The 17954-nt window shown below is 46.5% G+C and carries 15 protein-coding genes; 8 read left to right on the top strand and 7 right to left on the bottom strand.

Annotation, left to right across the window (positions count from 1 at the left end; translation table 11 throughout):
- Positions 1 to 1006: 1006 nt before the first annotated feature.
- The 3 genes from NG798_RS05600 to gpmI form a co-directional block, all read right to left on the bottom strand.
- Complete coding sequence (locus NG798_RS05600) at positions 1007 to 1768, bottom strand: peptidase (RefSeq protein ID WP_261220927.1); 762 nt, start codon at positions 1766 to 1768, stop codon at positions 1007 to 1009.
- A gap of 34 nt (positions 1769 to 1802) precedes the next feature.
- Entirely contained in the window at positions 1803 to 2036 is a 234-nt protein-coding gene (secG, locus tag NG798_RS05605) for a preprotein translocase subunit SecG (RefSeq protein ID WP_261220928.1), read from the bottom strand.
- A 106-nt stretch (positions 2037 to 2142) separates the two neighbouring features.
- Entirely contained in the window at positions 2143 to 3741 is a 1599-nt protein-coding gene (gene gpmI / locus NG798_RS05610) for a 2,3-bisphosphoglycerate-independent phosphoglycerate mutase (RefSeq protein WP_261220931.1), read from the bottom strand.
- A gap of 204 nt (positions 3742 to 3945) precedes the next feature.
- On the opposite strand from gpmI, the gene NG798_RS05615 reads away from it, so the two are divergent.
- The 8 genes from NG798_RS05615 to NG798_RS05650 all read left to right on the top strand — a co-directional run bounded on the left by NG798_RS05615 (position 3946) and on the right by NG798_RS05650 (position 12959).
- Positions 3946 to 5298 carry a hypothetical protein gene (locus NG798_RS05615; protein WP_261220933.1) on the top strand — a complete coding sequence of 451 codons (1353 nt, stop codon included), beginning with the start codon at positions 3946 to 3948 and terminating at the stop codon, positions 5296 to 5298.
- A 460-nt stretch (positions 5299 to 5758) separates the two neighbouring features.
- On the top strand, positions 5759 to 6499 hold the full coding sequence (locus tag NG798_RS05620; protein ID WP_261220935.1) for an MORN repeat-containing protein: 741 nt from the start codon (positions 5759 to 5761) through the stop codon (positions 6497 to 6499).
- Positions 6500 to 6739: 240 nt separating this feature from the next.
- Complete coding sequence (locus tag NG798_RS05625; RefSeq protein WP_261220936.1) at positions 6740 to 7381, top strand: DUF6391 domain-containing protein; 642 nt, start codon at positions 6740 to 6742, stop codon at positions 7379 to 7381.
- A 148-nt stretch (positions 7382 to 7529) separates the two neighbouring features.
- Positions 7530 to 7913, top strand: coding sequence for a photosystem I reaction center subunit IV (locus NG798_RS05630; protein ID WP_261220938.1), 384 nt, complete (start codon positions 7530 to 7532; stop codon positions 7911 to 7913).
- 3 nt (positions 7914 to 7916) lie between these two features.
- Positions 7917 to 8789, top strand: a complete 873-nt coding sequence (locus NG798_RS05635; protein WP_261220940.1) for a DNA-formamidopyrimidine glycosylase — start codon at positions 7917 to 7919, stop codon at positions 8787 to 8789.
- Between the two features lie 116 nt (positions 8790 to 8905).
- A complete protein-coding gene (locus NG798_RS05640; protein ID WP_261220942.1) occupies positions 8906 to 9142 on the top strand; it encodes an NAD(P)H-quinone oxidoreductase subunit O in 237 nt (78 codons plus the stop codon).
- 406 nt (positions 9143 to 9548) lie between these two features.
- Positions 9549 to 10517 (top strand): malate dehydrogenase, encoded by a 969-nt coding sequence (mdh, locus tag NG798_RS05645; protein WP_261220944.1) that lies wholly within the window; start codon positions 9549 to 9551, stop codon positions 10515 to 10517.
- A 573-nt stretch (positions 10518 to 11090) separates the two neighbouring features.
- A complete protein-coding gene (locus NG798_RS05650) occupies positions 11091 to 12959 on the top strand; it encodes an ATP-binding protein (protein ID WP_261220946.1) in 1869 nt (622 codons plus the stop codon).
- 251 nt (positions 12960 to 13210) lie between these two features.
- On the opposite strand, the gene NG798_RS05655 is transcribed toward NG798_RS05650, so the two are convergent.
- The 4 genes from NG798_RS05655 to deoC all read right to left on the bottom strand — a co-directional run bounded on the left by NG798_RS05655 (position 13211) and on the right by deoC (position 17892).
- On the bottom strand, positions 13211 to 14455 hold the full coding sequence (locus NG798_RS05655; protein WP_261220947.1) for a glycosyltransferase family 4 protein: 1245 nt from the start codon (positions 14453 to 14455) through the stop codon (positions 13211 to 13213).
- A gap of 142 nt (positions 14456 to 14597) precedes the next feature.
- Positions 14598 to 16154 carry an MFS transporter gene (locus tag NG798_RS05660; protein WP_261220949.1) on the bottom strand — a complete coding sequence of 519 codons (1557 nt, stop codon included), beginning with the start codon at positions 16152 to 16154 and terminating at the stop codon, positions 14598 to 14600.
- Positions 16151 to 17065 (bottom strand): DNA repair protein RecO, encoded by a 915-nt coding sequence (recO, locus tag NG798_RS05665; protein ID WP_261220951.1) that lies wholly within the window; start codon positions 17063 to 17065, stop codon positions 16151 to 16153. The genes NG798_RS05660 and recO overlap by 4 nt, the downstream gene beginning before the upstream one ends.
- 149 nt (positions 17066 to 17214) lie before the next feature.
- Positions 17215 to 17892 carry a deoxyribose-phosphate aldolase gene (gene deoC / locus NG798_RS05670; RefSeq protein ID WP_261220953.1) on the bottom strand — a complete coding sequence of 226 codons (678 nt, stop codon included), beginning with the start codon at positions 17890 to 17892 and terminating at the stop codon, positions 17215 to 17217.
- Positions 17893 to 17954 lie beyond the last annotated feature (62 nt).

Below are 17954 nucleotides of genomic sequence, written 5' to 3' on the forward strand. Positions count from 1 at the left end.
ATTGATGCACCCTTGAAGATCATTTTGTTGCTTTATCTGAGATCGTGCTGTCTGTAGATCAGCCGTTGAAACTTAAACAGCTATTGTCCGGTTTTGCCCTGCCTTTCTTTCTTGTGCCGCTTTTTTGCTTTGAAGAAACAAGACAGCCGCCGAGTTAGATTCCTGCGATTGCTGTGCAACTGCGGGCTAGGGGGAGATTTATTTAGGTGTGGGTGAATTTATTTCACCGCTTCGCACGCTCGGTACAGAAGGTGTGTACTCTCAGGCGCTCTCCCAGCCGCATCTCCAATCAAGGCAGAGTTTCATTTTTTGTTCGATGTTGCTTTATTTTCCAACAAATTCCATGAACCAGACATCAGATGACTACACTCCGATATTCTAATTAATGCTTTTGGTAGATGGCAGCCGGTGACGCTAAGAAATTAATATTTCCTCATGTACTTTGCTGTCAAGAGCGCCGCAAAAACTTCTAACTTGACGCTACGGTACGGTTTTCACGGAGACTCTGCTCAGGGGAGGTTTTTGGTAGTTTGCTTATTTAATTTGCATTTGCTGGTTTCTCATCTAAACGAACACAACAGTAGTGGTATGATGTTTAGATAAGGGCTTTGCGTTTATTTTCAAATGCTTAAAAAACTTTCTTGCATTTTAAATGTTGCCTAGCATTTTTGACTCCCCAAAATCGCAACCGAGCAATCCGCCACTCCTGCTGTGTGCAAAGTGCAGGGAAAAAACCAACTACGCCTCATTCACCGGCTTTTTTTTAGACATAATATTTTCCCTAAAACATTTAGCCAACCAGAAATCAGGTATAGTTTTCAGCCTTGTAAGGTAATGCAGGTTTATAGCAAAATCCTTGAACTTCTCCGTCGAAAAAGACAAAGTTTTACGGACACTTAGAAGCGAGTGGCTTCCACACTGCGAATTTTTCTCTCACCAACATTAAATTTTTGGTAAAGCGCCGCTTTCTTTTCTTTATCAAAAGTTTACAAATCGTTATAAAACTTTAATTCACCGGCCACCCTAAGCGAGTCGGTTGTTGGTAAATTCGCTTCAGGGTATTGATATCTCTAGCCGAAATCGACGGGGGATTGCGGACTTGGGAATAGTACAGAACATCAGTTTCTGTAGGACTATGACCCCAAATTCCCAAAGCATGACCGAGTTCGTGACGCGCCGCCGCCGCCACAACAACCTCCGCCAAAGGACTGATCAAAATCTTCTGCCGGTGTAAAAAAACCGCCGGTGAATTTACGGAAGCACGAGTGTAATACTCATAGCGCGTTTCAGCAGAACGAGCGCGATCAAGCTTGCCATCGGCTGTCATTCGTAACGGCGGACGCCGGCGCAAAATTGTGATGTCTGCTTGTTCAGCATCCCCAACTATTTCTAAAGGCAGATATTCTGCCCACTCTTGCACCGCCAACCTTACCGCCGTTGCCCACCGGCCCTGGGAACCTTCCGAAGAATCGACAAAAACCTTGACCGGAAACTTTGACCAAACCAAATAGCCTACTTCCAATGGCTGAACTTGCTCAAAATAATCGCCATTGTTCGCCGCATCTTCCCACAAAGCCAAAACATCTGGCAGAGGATGAGGTTTCAGCGTTGGTAACTGTGGAGGCTGTTGTGACGCAAGAGCCGGTGTTGCGTCCAAAAAAACCTTATCCCCACTATTGGGGCCGGTTGATTGAATCAACACCAACAACAGCGCCACACAAAGCGAAACAATTAACCCGCTTGCTTGTTTAACAATTTTGGGGCTCATCTGCCGGCTTCATAAAAAACTACAGAAAAATTTCCTATTTTCCTAACCAACCGGCACTTAAAATCAAAGTCAAGCCCATAAACACCGCACATAAGGCCCAAGTAATGCGGTTCAGGCTGGTTTCGGCACTCTTGGCGCTCGAAAAAAGCTGAGCCTGTCCGCCAATCCCGCCAATGCCATCACCTTTAGGACTGTGAAGCAGAACAAAAACAATCAAACCCAGCGCAGACAAGGCCCAGACAATTTGTAGAATCGTAACAGCAGTCATAGTTTTAATTGCATCCACTTCCAAAACAACAAAAAAGTTAGGGGTGATCGGGAAATAAGAATTTGCCCATCCCCCATCAGCACTTCCTAGACGCCTCGCCTACGAGTTATAGACGAATCCGAACTGGTGTCCGGTTAGCTTTTGGCTCAAACGAAGCCGGCTCAATCATAGAAACACCAGTCATTTCTGGCGGTTGAGGCAACTTCAAGAGTTGTAAAATTGTTGGGGCCACATCCGCCAAACAACCGTCACTTCTCAGCGCCACATCAGCACCGTGACCTGGAATTTTCACGCCTTCGCCTTCGACCAAGATAAAAGGCACCGGATTGGTGGTGTGAGCCGTCCAGGGATTGCCCTGCTCATCGCACATATACTCAGCATTGCCATGATCCGCAATAATAATCGCCGTACCCCCGGCCTTATTCACTCCTTCGAGCAAACGGCCCAGACAATTATCCACCATTTCAACCGCTTGAACAGTGGCTTCCACATTGCCGGTATGGCCCACCATATCGGGATTAGCGTAATTAATTACTACCAGCGAATAAATGCGCTTTTGAATGGCTGAGAGAGCAACTTCAGTCACCTCAGCAGCAGACATCAGCGGTGCGGAGTCATAAGTCGGCACCATTGGAGACTGAACCAATTCCCGCTCTTCTCCTTTGACAGGTTCTTCCAAACCGCCATTAAAGAAATAAGTTACATGAGCATATTTCTCTGTTTCAGCGGTGCGGAACTGTAGTAAACCGTGATTAGCAATCACCTCGCCGAGAATATTGCTGAGGTTTTGCGGCTCAAACGCCACTAACACCGGCAACTCGCTGTCATATTGAGTAAAAGTCAAGAACGACAAATTCTCAATTTTGGGCCGGTCAAACCCCTTAAAGCTTTTGCCAACAAAAGCCTGAGTTAACTGCCGTGATCGATCTGGACGGAAATTAAAGAAAATCACGCCATCGTTTGATTCAACGGCACCCGGAGCAATGCGTACAGGCAAGACAAACTCATCAGTTTTTCCAGCCACATAAGAAGTTTGGAGAAGCTCAACCGCAGAGAGACCAACGCCGGGGCCATCTTCCACCATTACATCGTAAGCACGTTTAACACGATCCCAGCGGTTATCACGATCCATACTGTAGTACCGGCCACTGAGAGTGACGATCCGCCCGATCCCAAAGCGCTGAGTAGCTTCTTCAATTTGGCGTAAGGCTGTCAAGCCTTCTGTGGGAGAAGTATCGCGTCCGTCTGTAATTGCGTGAATGCAAACTTCAGATATATTTTGTGCTTTTGCCAACCCCAGCAAACCGAATAGGTGACTGAGGTGCGAGTGAACACCGCCTTCCGAACAAAGACCGACCAGATGCAGCTTACCGCCCGATACCGAGACTTGCTGACAAAGTTTAATCAATGCCGGATTACTCAGCAACGAGCCATCTTCAACCGCATCGCTGATCCGCATTAATTCTTGTTTAACAACCCGACCGGCCCCAATATTCATGTGACCGACTTCCGAGTTACCCATTTGGCCTTCGGGCAACCCGACGGCTTTTCCAGAAGTACGAATTAAGGTTCTGGGATACGCTTCCCAGAGGCTATCCATCACCGGTGTGCGGGCCAGTGCAATTGCATTGCCAGCCGTTTCCTCACGGTAGCCCCACCCGTCTAAAATGACTAGCACCACTGGAGACACAGGTGCTTGCCTCATACTAAGTCACCACGATTTTTTACCACTTTCGCCACCAATGATAGCATCCCCCCCCTCCTTATCGGTTGAACCATTAGTAAGAATCTACATCTCTTGACGCAACAGGCCGCCATTGCATTCAATAATAGTAGCGAGAATAATTGCTCGTGTTAGCATTTTGTGGTAAATAGGCTTTTTTAGAATTTAAGCGGTTGGGGAAAGGCAATGATGCGTCAAATATTATTGAAAGTGTCCATAGGAATCCTACTAGCAATGATGGCCGCCTGCGGGGGGGACAGCAGCGCACCCCCAGCGCCGCCTCCCAATGCCGCTACACCGGCAGCCCCGGCAGCCCCGGCAGCCCCCAGCACACCTGTAGCCTCAGCCCCGGCAGCAGCCCCGGCACCAGTCCCGGCACCAGCCCCGGCGGCACCACCTCCGATCCCCCCCGGCTTAGCGCCCTCGACTGACCCAGATCGCAGAGAAGAACAAGTCAAGACCGGGCGCACTAATCCCTTTGTACCGCCTGTGCCGGTGCCCATTCAGCAAGCTAAAACAACAACCGGAACACAGGCAGGGCCAACCCTACCGAGACTGCCATCTCAAACAGGGCAAAGCACCACCTTGGCCGGACAGCCGAGGGCAATTGGGCCAGAACTGCCCCTGCCACTAAGAACTGCCAATGCCGGCCCAGGCGGCCAGATCAGACCTACCCTTCCCAATACATCCAGGGCACAAGTGCCAAATTTGCCTGAGTTGCCAACCAAAATAGGCCCAGAACTACCCCGCGCTGTCGCCGCTCGTCCGGGGGCCCCCCGTCAAACAGCGCAAAATCCCGCCGCACCGGGCCGACAAGTGCCAAATTTGCCTGAGTTGCCAACCAGAATAGGCCCAGAATTGCCGCGCACCGTCGCGGCTGGCCCCGGCACTCCCCGTCAAACGGCCCAAAATCCAGCCGCACCGGGCCGACAAGTGCCAAATCTACCGAATTTGCCAAACAGAATAGGCCCAGAATTGCCAAATCGTACCGCCAGAGCCAATACACCCCCGACTGCGGGTGGACGCGGGCCAACAGCACCATCTCCGGCTACGGGTGGACGCGGGCCAACAGCACCATCTCCGGCTACGGGTGGACGCGGGCCGGTGGCAGTCGCCCCTGCTCGCCCCACACCGCCCCCGCCGCCTTCGCTACCAAAATCAGAAAGCCGGCAGGTCCCAAATTTGCCTGAGTTGCCGGCACAGATCGGGCCAAGTGTACCACCGGCCCCACCTGTTCCAGTCGCCCCCCAAGGCCCGCCGCCGCCGCCCGATCCGACTTTGGCGAGAGCAACTGAAGTCACCGGTGTTGTCCAGGTGGGCAATGAAACGCAAATTATTGTCAAAGCACCAAACGAAGCCACTAGCCGTTATGTGAAGGTAGGACAGCGTTTATCTAATGGGGAAATCTTAGTTAAACGGGTGATCATCAGTGCCGGAGGCGAGCCGATTGTCATTTTGGAAGAAAATGGCGTTGAGGTCAGCAAAGCCGTCGGTGAAAAACCTGCCACCGCAGAAAAACCGGCTCAGGCAAGTTCATAGTCTGGCCGATCAAAACCCCGCTATCCTTTGTCATAAGTCCTTTGTGGCCTGTTTTTCTACAACCAATGACCAAAGCCTTTTGACAAATCACATCTGTGTCTTCTAATTTCCTTCGTCCAGCAATTCCCAGAGGTGGAAAACGTCAACCAAAGTTGACACTCATCACAAATGTCCGTAATTGCGGACAATTTTTTAAATTTATACAATTGGAAAGTAGAAACCAGTACCCACTCCCAAGAAAAAAACATTGCCATCGCGGGCTTTAAATCCCCTATTACCCCGGCCCTAACTCGCGCAATTAGGCAGAATAAAAAAAAACACATCCGCACATTAAAAACCTAGCCGGCAAGAGTTTTTTCTGGTTTCTACTCCCAATTTCTTACTCATTTTTTTTCCCGGCTCAGGAAAATTCCGTCCCACAAAAGCCAAACTCAAAAATTTAAACTGGAGAACTCGATCAATGCCACAAAACTTAAAAAAATTAGCCTGGGTTCTAGGGGTATCTGTTTTGCTAGAGCTAGGCAGTTCTATCACTCATCCTTTGCGCTCAGTAGCACAAGAGACTGGCCCCAGACCGCCTATCTGTATTCCGAACCCCAGCGGCCCCGGTTCTAAATGCAATTATGAGGGCGGAGACAACTATATTGGCAGCTTCAGTAATGGCGTACCCAATGGCCGGGGCATCTATGTCTACGCCAACGGCGACCGCTACGAAGGTGAATGGCGTAATGGCCGGCCTAACGGTCGGGGCGTGTTTATTTTTGCCGATGATTCCCGCTACGATGGCGTGTTTCAAGATGGATTAATTGTCAATGGCAGATCCATCTTTCCTGATGGCACTTATGAAGGGCCGTTTAAGATTGTCCGCAATGTAGAGACTAACGTCATTAGCAGCCAACCCGAAGGACGGGGCCGTTTCACCTTCCCCAACGGCGACCGCTATGAGGGTGAATTTTTTACAGGCGTTATTCTTGGCCGGGGTGTCTTAGTCCGTAGAGACGGCTCCCGCTGTGAAGCTCAGTTTTACAACAGCAACTTAGACGGCAAAGGTACTTGCCGGTATCGCAATGGTGACCGCTACGACGGCGAATTACGCCAAGGCCGGCCTCATGGCCAAGGCACCCTAGTTCAAGCCAACGGCAGACGCTACAGCGGGATATTTCGAGACGGTCAGCCTTTCGATCCAAAAGCTAAACAATAGAAATTCTCCAACATTTAAACAGCATATTTAATTTAATTAAACTTCAGCAGCCGACTTGCCACTCAAAAAAAACCGGCTGCTTTAAGTTTTATATAAATAAGCAAACTAAGTATTTTTTACTAAAATCCAGGGACACCCATAAAATAAAATCCAGCTAAAAATTTTCCACAGCCTGTTTGAGGCAAAGCTAAAGTTGAAACAGACGCAAAATAACTCAATCAGCTTTTGGAGGGTTGCTGTATGACCACAGCCGATCAAGCTACCCCACAGGCGAGCCAGTCTCCCTTTGATTTTTCCCCCCAACCCACCCTAGATGCCGAATTCCTCAAGCAACTGGAATTTATCCCAGGGTTCAAAGAACTGCTCATGCTGCGGCAAGTACACGCTTTAGAACACGCCACAGTCTGGGTGCTCAGCGAAACCCAAACGCCCCCCACCTCCCCTCGCATTTCTCAATCCGCAGTGGATAACGAACTGTTGGGGGGAATGTCCACCGACTCCGGCTTTTATCTCTATGGCAACGTCAGCACCACCCAACTGCAACGCGCTGTTAAAACCGCTTTGCATCGCATCACCAGCGGCGAATGGGAGCTCGCCGTTCACCCCCGTTGCGGCACAAATGTTTCTGTGGGAATGCTGTTAACCGCCGGCCTCGCTTTGGGCATCCATTTAATTCTTCCGAGGGGCCCCATTGAGCAATTAATTGGTTTAGGCTTCGCCGCCAGCACTGCTGCTCAACTGGCCCCCGACTTAGGCCAACTTGCCCAACGCTATGTCACAACTGCCATCCCCTTTAACTTGGCTGTCGAAAATATTTCCCAAACCCGCGACATTTGGGGCAGACAGGCTCATTTTGTCCGCATTCGTTGGCAAAATTCCTGATTTTGCTCTGGGAAAAACTGCGGTTTTGGCCCTTTATTTCACGGTCAGTAACAAAAATTAAAAAACCGAGTGAGCAAACCACCGCTTAGGAATAGTACGCTGAACGCATAGCTGTGTGGTTAAAAACAACACTTAGGGAGAAAAACACATGGTACAGCGTGGTTCTAAGGTTCGGATTCTCCGCAAAGAGTCGTACTGGTATCAGGATGTCGGCACTGTAGCGTCGATGGATCAAAGCGGTATTAAATATTCCGTCATCGTTCGTTTTGATAAGGTCAACTACGCCGGTGTCAACACCAACAACTTCGCGCCTAACGAAGTCTTTGAAGTTGAACCGCCCAAGGCCAAGGCCAAAGGTTCTACTCCGGCAGCCCCCGGTGGCAAGCAAACAACCCTCGATCCGGCTACCCGCCGCACTGGCCAAGGTACCCAAACCAAGGCTAAAGGCAGTGCTACCCCAGAGTCCGGTTCAGACAAGAAGGGTGCAGTGCCGGTAGAAGGCGGTCCCAACCAAGGTACGGAACAGCGTTAAGTTGTGCCAGAACTGCCTGAAGTTGAAACGGTTTGTCGGGGTCTAAATCAATTGACCCAGGGCAAAGTTATCTTGGGTGGGGATGTGTTGCGTGATAGCACCATCGCCCATCCTTTTCCTGTTGGGGAGTTTTTGACCGGCCTTAAAGGTATGACGATCTGCCGGTGGTACCGGCGCGGTAAATACCTTTTGGCGGCACTCAAAACTGGCATGAACCCAGAAAAGGGGGAAATCATCTTTCCCGAATCTCCTCTTTTAGGGGTTCATCTGCGGATGACCGGCCAGCTTTTAGTTTTGCCTCAAGATACTCCTTTGCAAAAACACGCCCGCGTCCGCTTATTTTTGCCCGATAATCAAGAGTTACGGTTTGTTGATCAGCGCTGTTTTGGCCAAATGTGGTTGGTGCCTCCCCAAACTGATGCCGGTGCTATTATTTCTGGCCTTGCTCAACTTGGCCCCGAACCTTTCTCTGAAGATTTTTCCCTGGAATATTTCACGAAAAAATTGCAGCGGACTAGACGGCCTGTAAAAACCGCTTTACTCGATCAAAGCATCGTGGCTGGGGTGGGAAATATTTATGCTGATGAAGCTTTATTTTTAGCTAAAGTACCGCCTACCAAGATTTGTAGCGATTTGAATCCTCAAGAAATTGAGCGTTTAAGGCTTGCGATTATTGAGGTTTTAGGAAAAGCTATTGAAGCAGGCGGATCTACGATTCGTAACTATGTTTCGGTGAAAGGCGTTAATGGAAACTATGCGGGGATGGCCTGGGTGTACAATCGGGCCGGTCAACCGTGCCGAGTTTGCAGCACGACGGTGGAAAAAATTCGCTTGGCCGGTCGATCTTGCCATTTTTGTCCCCGTTGTCAAATGTAGACAATGGGCCAATTGTCAAATTACAAATGTAGGGGACGTGCCCCTGTGCCGGCGCTGACCAATGACCGTTAAAATTTTTAAAGAAATGTGAACTTATTAAAAGCAAAAAGCCAAATATGCCACCAGAAAAAAAAGACGCAGCCCTCAAGAGAGGCGATCTCGTGCGTGCAGTCCGAGAAAAACTGCAAAATAGCCTCGAAGCCAAAGCAAGCGACCCCCGTTTCCCTCCTTATCTGTTTGAAAGCGATGGTGAAATAGTCGATATGCGAGGCGACTATGCCTTTGTTAAGTTTGGTAAAGTTCCTACGCCCAATATTTGGTTACGTTTGGAGCAACTTGAAAAAGCAAAATAGTTAAGACCGGCAATAGCCCCAGCAAACTTAAGCTGGGGTAGACTGTCGTTCCCTTGCCGTGCTAGAAATAAAGTAAAGAAACGTGGGAAGAAATCGGATTAAAAACTAGCCTTCTTGCAAACCTTCAAGGAAAAAATTAACAACCTATCCTATTCATCTGTTGTTTTTTCTAAGGACAGGTTCTCTTCAACGGGTTTGACTTTATTTTGATATTGGCGGTTCTGCCAAACCCAGAAGCAAGAAGCCTACAAAAATCCTCTGCCGGCGGGCCATAAATTAACTTGTGGGGACTTTAAAAAAAGCCGGCCACAAACTAAAGATATCTCGCTCGTTCTTTCCACATTCTTAATCCTGATGCCAGGACAAAAAGAAAAAGCAGAAAGAAAAGAAACGAGAGCCTTTAACAATGACTTCTATATTTTTCCCGCCTACTTGTGTAAACCGGCGCGTGTCGGTAATTGGTGCCGGTAGAGTTGGCAGTACCCTTGCTCAACGCATCGCTGAAAAAAACCTAGCGGATGTGGTATTGCTAGATGTTTTGTCTGGAATGGCAAAAGGCATTGCCCTAGATTTAATGGAAGCACGCGGCGTAGAAAACCACGACCGCCAAATTATCGGTACAAATGATTATAAAGATACTGCTGGCTCCGATGTGGTTGTTATAACTGCCGGTTCGCCTCGCAAACCTGGCATGAATCGAGAAGATTTAATTAAAATTAATGCCGGTATTGTTAGAAATGCAGCTAAACAAGCTATCGCTAATTCACCAGATGCGATTTTAATTGTTGTTACAAATCCTTTGGATGTGATGACTTATTTGGCTTGGGAGGCTTGCGGACTGCCAGAACGTCGCGTTATTGGCATGGCAGGGGTTTTAGATTCAAGCCGGTTTAAAACGTTTATTGCGATGGAATTGGGAATTTCGATCCAAGATATTCAGACGATGGTATTAGGAGATCATGGTCAATTAATGGTGCCTTTGCCTCGTTATTGCACCGTTGGCGGTGTGCCTATTTCTGAATTAATGAGCAAAGAAACCATTGATCGCCTCGTAGAACGTACCCGAAATGGAGGCTCAGAAATTTTAGAATTAATGCAAACCGGCAGTGCCTATTTTGCCCCCGCATCTTCCGCTTATTTAATGGTAGAAAGTATTTTGCTTAATCAACAGCGCACGATGTCGGCAGCCGTTTATGTTAAGGGAGAATATGGTTTGCATGATGTGTTTTTGGGTGTTCCTTGCCGGTTGGGGTGCCGGGGGGTGGAAAGCGTGGTGGAATTGCCTTTAACGGAGGCAGAACAAACCGCCCTTAAAGCTTCCGCCGAAGCGGTACGCGGCAATATTGAACGAGCTAAAGAGACTTTGGCCGGTTAACTTATTGACAAGGGTAGGTTGGGGAAATTCACTCAACCTACTTTAGGGGGAAAAAAATAAACAAGGAATGCACCGCAAAAAATCAACATAATGGCCGGCTTTTAAAAAGATAAAAATTTTTCCGGGCTGGGAGAATAAATTTAGGCTGGCATAAATGTGTAAGCAAGTTTTTCAGCAGTAGAAACCAAAGCGGGGAGGCGACAAAACCCAGAAAGCCTGCTCGCAAAAACTAGAGGTTTCATAGGGATATATTGGCGAACTTCGCTAAAGAGAATAGCTGATTTGATTTGAAAAAACTTTAGCTATTGTGGGGATATTATTGGGTTGAGGGGCTATGTAGTTTTACTGAGAATGGCAAAAATTGATAAAATATATTAACTTAAGATAAAAACTATGCCTCACCACTGTGGAGGCGGCCTTTAAAATACCTACGACAAAAAAATCTACCCATTTTATAAGTATTTTGAGGATCAGGGGCGGTGTTTTGAGTTTTAACAAGCAACAATAGTAAATAGAGACTCAGAAAACAATCCTCTCAAAGAGGGGAAACTTCATCACCTTGTAACAATGGCTATGGCTCGTGATTTTATTTCTCCGTTAAAATCTATCAATGCTGCAATTGCCGGTGATAACCCCTTTGACCGCTTGGCTGCTGTCAGAGAATCCGAGATTTGGGCTCCTGGTATGGCAGATGTGCGGACACTCAACCAACACGCCTCCGATGCCGTTTTTCAACTGCTTCACCACACCGGCAACTTAAAACTGCAAGCAACCACGATCACCGGCAACTCAGGCACCGGTAAAAGTCATTTAATATCCCGAATTCGCCATCGCCTCCAAACCGAACAAAACGGTTTATTTGTTTATATAAATGCTAATCATTTTAACGATGTTAACCTTTTGCGAACGCAATTTCTGCACAGCTTAATTGACAGTTTGCGCCGTCAAGGTAGTTACGGCACAGTGCAATCTCAACAGTTAGCAACAGCAATCATAAACACTGCCTTAAAGAACTTAACGCCTACAGCTAAAGCCTTTGGGCCGTTGGAATTACTCAAAAAACTGGCCGGCTACAGTCAAAGCAAAAATCAAGCCTGGATCAATCAATTAACCGAAACTATTTTTAAAACCCGGCCTGATATTCCCGAACCTGATATTGTCAGAGCGCTTGTCTGGACACTTTGCAACGCTCAAGCACCTTTTGCGCTCAAATGGTTAGCCGGAAAAATGCTTGCTCCTTGGAAAGCGGATGAATTGGGTTTGCCAAATCATAATAGCCCAATCCTCGAACCGATGGCCTGGGAAATGGTGGTAAAAATTTTAACCTTAATGGCAGATTATTATCCAGTTGTAGTTTGTTTTGACGATATTGATGCTGGGGAAATTGGCGACAATAGCTTCAAACGTGACCGAATTGTTGCCAGTTTAGCTAAACGTTTGTGTGATAGTTTGCAGGGAGTTTCGCTGGCTCACAGTATTGCCATTGTTACGGTGATGAGTCCCGCTACTTGGACAGAAAAAATTTTAACATTGCCGGCCGGTATTCCAAATTATCTTTCAGGTAAACGAGAAGTAATTCAATTAAAAGAAATCACCGAAGCGGAAATTATCGAGTTTGTTTCTGTAACTTTACAAGAATTTTATAGGGGCAATTTTTTAACGCCGCCAACGCCGATTTATCCTTTTGATAGCGGTCAGTTAAAAGCTTTAGCAAGAGAACAAATCACCCTACGGCAACTGCTGGAATGGTGCGCCCAAAATTTCCGTCCTGCTGAAATAGATCCAGCCGAAAAAATAAAAGAAGCTTTTGAGAAAGCCCTGAATGTTGATTTAGGCCAACACTGGGAAGAAAATAATTTAATGGTGGGGGCGATTTTATTTAGCTTGCAAGCTTTAATTGGCCAAACAATTAATGATTTTAAAATTGAAGAAGTTACGCAGGAAGTTCGCCCAACTTCTGCTAATCGCGGCTGCATTCAATTTCAAGTTAGTGGAACAAAAAAGGGTAAATTTGTCAAGCTAGGAGTAGCCCTTATGCAAGACGAACACCCGCAAAAAGTTGCCGCCGTTTTAAAACGTTTAACGCAATACAAAAAATTTAATTTAACTGCCGGGTGTTTAATTCGTTCCGCAGACAAAGTAATTCCCAATCATTGGCAAGCAAGCCATTATCTTCAGCAGTTAACCGGAGAGTTGGGCGGCAAGTGGCTAGTATTGAAGCCAGAAGAAATTAGACCATTATTAGCAATTTGTGTAGTTTATCAAAACCGGCATCCTGAAAAGTTTACACAAGCCCAAATTTTTGAGTTTATGACGGCTAAAAAGTTAGTGATAGATAATCCCTTAATTCAAGAAATTCTTTCTTTTCAAGGCATTGCTGAGGCAGAAAATACTGCTGAAATTATCAGTGAAAATATTAGCGAAGTGGTTGAGCGGGTGTAAGACAAACTTCATCTAACAAATAGAATTTCTTATTTTCTAGGATAATTATTTGGTAATCATGTTCGCATATCCCTTATTAATATCCTTAATTTTTCTGTCAACTTACTATTTCCTAATTTTGGCAATAACGTTTAAGACAAAGGTTTTCTAGCTTATAGCAGACCTATTTTTTCCGGGGAAAGCGCTGGATCTCATACTTCATAAAGCTTTCCCCCTTGTTGTTAACTTTTGAGGAAGACGTGACAACATTTTTAAACCCAACCTCTAACAACAACCTCCCGACGCTGTTGCACCATTTCTTGATAAAGCCGTTCCAACTGCGTAATATTATTGCTGAGTGTATAACGTTCAATCACCCGCTGGCGAGCCTTTTGACCAAGAATCTTAGTAAACTCAGGTTGCTCCTCCAACATTGGTAAAAGCGTCCGCAACTGACCGGCCACCCCTTCAGTTTTCAAAACAACACCAGCGCCGTCAGAAAGCACCTCACCATCAGCCCCCGCATCAGTAGCCAAACAAGCTACACCACAAGCCATCCCTTCCAACAAAGAAAGCGATAAACCTTCAACCAGAGAAGGCAAAATAAACACATCCGAACCCCGCAAAATCTCAATGCGCCGGTCTTCATCCCCCACAAAACCGAGCCAAATAACCCCATGATCCTCATTATAAGAAGACTTTAAAGAAGGCGCTAAAGGCCCATCCCCAACAATAACCAGCCGGGAACTTGCAGACATCTCCGACTTTTTCCAAGCCTTCAAAAGAGACTCAACATTTTTTTCTATTGCCACTCTACCCTGATAAACAAAAATTCTTTTAGCCCCAATTTCTTCTTTAAAATTAGAATAACCGGGAGAATATTTTAAAGCATCAACACCATTAGGGATCACCGCCAACTTTTGAGCCGGCACCCCCAACTTAATCAACAACTCCCGCTGAATTTCTGAAAACACAATCGTACAATCATAATTAGCCAAAAAAGGCGCATATAACTGATACATTAACTGTTGAGTTCCCGAAGTGATATTGCGAGGCTTGCGGTCAAAAGGCGGGTGAAAAGTAGCAATTAAAGGCAAATCCAAATCTTCGCAAATTTCCGGCAAAACAAAATCCAGAGGCGAAAGCGTTAAAGAAGCGTGAACTAAATCAGGTTTAAGCTTTCGCAGAGACTCACTTAAAACCTTACTAGATCGTAAAGTAGGAATCGTGTAAATAGTAGACTTAAACAAACAAGGCAAAGAAACTTCACTACTTAACCAACCATTGGTTTCCGGAGAATTAGAATTAATTAAAGGCTTGGGAGAACTCAAACGAGAGAAACCTGCCATCCTACTTGATGAACGTAAAGACGGAAAAAAGTTTTCCGGATCAAAAGCCTCTTCAAAATGAAAAAAACTCACATCGTGATTACGGTCTAACAACAAATTAGTAATTTCACGAGAGTAAGTAACATTGCCGCAGAAAGGAGATTTTTTTCCAAGCCAAGCGATGTGCATTATCGTTTAAAAAAAGAATAAAAAATTAGAACTTTGACGCAGCAGGGAAAAGAAAAGAGACGGACTTTTACCTTTCCCCCAGGAGATTTGCCTAGCATTTGATTTACCTTGGTAAACAAAATAGCAAGTGATGCTAAATTTGTCACGATTGATGATTTGGGGAATTCCCGTACCGAGAAATGTACCAAGTTAAAACCCCACCGCCAAGCGCCAAAGCAGCCAGCCCTAAAAAGACAACTTTAAGACCAAAAAAAGTTTCAGCCACACCGGCCAAAGCCAAAGGTAAACTCAAAGCAATATTAATCGCATTATTTTGTAAACCAAACACCTTACCGCGCATTTCTTCCGGCGTATCTGCTTGGACAGTTGTTTGCATAGGAACGCCAACAATAGCCCCAAAAGCGCCTAAAAAAGCCACCAATAAAAGCGTCGTCACGAGTTCTTGAGCAAAAAGAGATAAACCCAGCAAAGAAGCCGCCATTCCAAAAGAACCGGCTACGCTTAACTGGAGGTGAGAAAACCGGCTACCAAAATAACCCAAAGCCGTGCTACCGGCAGCCATACCAACACCACCGGCAGCCATCAAAAAGCCAAACTGAGAAGCCTTCATTCCTGGAATCACTTCCGCCAAACGAACCGCCAAAACAGCCAAAGCAGCAAAAATCGAAAATAAAATCACCAATTGAATCAAAGCATTACGAACGCGCACATTAGCTTTGAGATAACGCAAACCATCGCGGATATCTTCAAAAACGTGAGGATATTCGCCTTGTTGAGGAGTAATATTTTCGCCTGTTTTTAACATCAACAAAAGCAAACCGGCAATGCAATAACTACCCCCCACGACAATTTCTTTACCAATTGCCAAATGACCTAAAAAGCTGTCTGCAAGAGCCAGCAAAGGTTCTCCCACCGCAAAACCAACAATAACACTCGCCATCATTGTTGTAGTGTAGAGAGAATTAGCAGCCAAAAGTTGACGACGTTCAACAATCAAAGGAATGGCCGATTGTTCTGCCGGTGCAAAAAATTGAGTGAGAGTAGAAACCAAAAAAGTCACACCCAACATAGCGCAGAAACCCAAAGGCAAAGCAGCCAATTGTTTGCCCTCGCACAACCACAAAAGAACCGGCAAAGAGAGAACTAAAAAACCGCGCAATAAATTAGTAGCTACCAGAACCGCTTTTTTAGGCCATCGGTCAACAAAAGCGCCGGCCAGCGAACCGAGCAACACGGCAGGTATAGTAAAAGCAATCATAATTGCCGATACCCAAGAGCTTATAGTTTGACCAGAAGCTTGAAACCGCGTAGCGATAAGGGCAATCATCAAGACCAGATAAATTTTATCGGCCAATTGAGAAAAAACCTGTCCACTCCAGAGGGCCAAAAAATTGCGATTTTTCAACACCGGCCCAAAACCTTCTTCATTTGGAGGAGGAGGCGAGGGCGGTTCTTCGTTTTGGGGGTTTTTGCCGTTTGTCGAGCCGTTGTTTTCTGGAATAGTAGAATCTGGGGGAGGCGAGTCAATAGAATGACTAGAAGGTTCTGAGTTAGAACCTGGGCCATTGGTGTTAGAACGGTAGGGAGAAATACTATGAGTCCCTGTATTGGGATGGTGGCTAATGGGGGAAGCCTCCAGAGACGAGTTTTTTAACGCTGGCAGATGAGTTTTTATTTCCGTTTCAGATAGTAGCATCATAACTGCACCGGGGAAGAAGGCAGGGGAGAAAAATAGGTATCGATGAGGGCGGCAGATCGAATTGACCGCTCTAAGTGATATTCAGCATAGTGGCGCAAAATGCGCTCAACGGCTACCCATGACTGTTGAATATAGCCTGCCTCAGCAGTGGTTATTGGCTGGGGGATAGCATTTAAGTCTGGTTGAGCAAGTTGTTGCAAAAAAGCGAGTTGAAGAGAATCAAGTTTGCTATCTATTTTTATGGGTCTTTCTACAGTGGGCGTGCGCTCAATGCCGAGGTTTTGGCTGGGGTTGGTTGGTTCGGGTTTTTGGGTTTTTGAGTTTAATCGCTCGATTGCTTTGAGGCTAAGACAGCCACCGGCAATAATACTGAAGCCGGTTAAAAACGAGGGATTCTCAAAATCAGCAATCAAAGACTGCTGGCTGAGACAACAAGAGTGAACCTGGGGAGCGATGCCATCAAGGGCCAACAGGTGATATACTCCGTGAGAAAGCAGAGCCAGTAGACGCGAGTCTGGGTGGTGGCCACTTAATTGCTCAATTCGACTCAGGTGTTCACACAGCAAAGTAAAAAGTGCCTCTTGGGGATGTTCACTGAGGGCAAAGCTGAGGGCAATTTCGGCTAGATATTGTGCCGATGCTAGTTTACCTAAGTTTCGGCTTAAGCCTGGGTAGGATTCTACGGTTTCGGCTTGGGTGATTTTATCCAAGGATCGGCCTTTGTGTAGAAGCAAATGGTTGATGGTAAATACGCCACTGCGTCCCGATAGCGTTGAGTTTTGTTTTCTGGCTCCGGGTGCAACGGCTCTAACTAAACCATGTTCTTTTGTTAAAATTGTTAGCAGCCGGTCGGATTCTCCCATCGGTGCGCTTTTGAGGTTGATTCCTGTGGCTGTGTAAGTTCGAGACATCAGAGGTTTTTAGATTTAGGGAATTTTAGAGAGCGCTTGGGGCGGGATTTTTGGGTTGGGTAGCAGGGTAAGAGAAAATACTTAGATTTTTAACGCTGCAACTTTTCCGACTCGCCAATAAGCGAGCTACCACGCTCCGTGAGCAGTTTCTAATTCTCTTCTAGGTTATCGCGCTGGCCGAGTAAATCGATGCTGCGGGAAGTACCGAGACGGGTGGCACCGGCCACTATTAAATCTAGGGCTTCTTGATGGGTGCGGATACCACCGGCAGCTTTTATACCTACTTTGCCCCGTGTTATTTGTTTAAGCAGCCTTACATCGCTGATATTTGTGCCGCCATACCAGCCGGTGCCGGTTTTGAGGTAAGCAACACCGGCATCCATACATAGTTCGGCGGCGAGTTTTTTTTCTTCGTCGTTGAGCAGGTTGGTTTCAAGGATCGCTTTAACAGGAATGCCGGTTTCGCATATCTCCGCAATTTCACGGTGTAGCTCGTTGGTGTTGCCGGCCTTGAGGAAACCCAGGTTAATTACAACGTCGAGTTCTTGGGCTCCGTTGTCGATGGCTTCTTGAGCTTCGTAGAGTTTGGTGGCGCTGGTGGTGGTGCCGGTGGGAAAGCCAATCACAGTACAGACTTTGGGGCGTTTGTTGTGTAATAAATTTGCGGCTATCCGTACATACGCAGGATAAACGCACACGGCTGCAAAGTTAAAGCGATCTGCTTCTTCACACCATTTTTCTACAAGGGGGGGAGTGGCGGTATTGTTTAGGAGTGCGTGGTCGATATAGGGCGCAATGTCAATTTCGGCGCGTTGTTGTTGTGCCATCGTGGTATTTTTCCTGGGACGTCTTGTTAATTTTTATCAGAAATTCAACAACCTTTAAACAG

It is taken from the genome of Ancylothrix sp. D3o, assembly GCF_025370775.1.
Classification (GTDB): Bacteria; Cyanobacteriota; Cyanobacteriia; order Cyanobacteriales; family Oscillatoriaceae; genus Ancylothrix.

What these genes read in the sequence shown, in the direction of transcription:
- deoC (WP_261220953.1), bottom strand. Translation starts at nt 17,892, where the DNA reads ATGGCACAACAACAACGCGCCGAAATTGACATTGCGCCCTATATCGAC.
- mdh (WP_261220944.1), top strand. Translation starts at nt 9,549, where the DNA reads ATGACTTCTATATTTTTCCCGCCTACTTGTGTAAACCGGCGCGTGTCG.
- NG798_RS05630 (WP_261220938.1), top strand. Translation starts at nt 7,530, where the DNA reads ATGGTACAGCGTGGTTCTAAGGTTCGGATTCTCCGCAAAGAGTCGTAC.
- gpmI (WP_261220931.1), bottom strand. Translation starts at nt 3,741, where the DNA reads ATGAGGCAAGCACCTGTGTCTCCAGTGGTGCTAGTCATTTTAGACGGG.
- recO (WP_261220951.1), bottom strand. Translation starts at nt 17,065, where the DNA reads ATGTCTCGAACTTACACAGCCACAGGAATCAACCTCAAAAGCGCACCG.
- NG798_RS05625 (WP_261220936.1), top strand. Translation starts at nt 6,740, where the DNA reads ATGACCACAGCCGATCAAGCTACCCCACAGGCGAGCCAGTCTCCCTTT.
- NG798_RS05600 (WP_261220927.1), bottom strand. Translation starts at nt 1,768, where the DNA reads ATGAGCCCCAAAATTGTTAAACAAGCAAGCGGGTTAATTGTTTCGCTT.
- NG798_RS05640 (WP_261220942.1), top strand. Translation starts at nt 8,906, where the DNA reads ATGCCACCAGAAAAAAAAGACGCAGCCCTCAAGAGAGGCGATCTCGTG.
- secG (WP_261220928.1), bottom strand. Translation starts at nt 2,036, where the DNA reads ATGACTGCTGTTACGATTCTACAAATTGTCTGGGCCTTGTCTGCGCTG.
- NG798_RS05660 (WP_261220949.1), bottom strand. Translation starts at nt 16,154, where the DNA reads ATGATGCTACTATCTGAAACGGAAATAAAAACTCATCTGCCAGCGTTA.
- NG798_RS05620 (WP_261220935.1), top strand. Translation starts at nt 5,759, where the DNA reads ATGCCACAAAACTTAAAAAAATTAGCCTGGGTTCTAGGGGTATCTGTT.
- NG798_RS05650 (WP_261220946.1), top strand. Translation starts at nt 11,091, where the DNA reads ATGGCTCGTGATTTTATTTCTCCGTTAAAATCTATCAATGCTGCAATT.
- NG798_RS05655 (WP_261220947.1), bottom strand. Translation starts at nt 14,455, where the DNA reads ATGCACATCGCTTGGCTTGGAAAAAAATCTCCTTTCTGCGGCAATGTT.
- NG798_RS05615 (WP_261220933.1), top strand. Translation starts at nt 3,946, where the DNA reads ATGATGCGTCAAATATTATTGAAAGTGTCCATAGGAATCCTACTAGCA.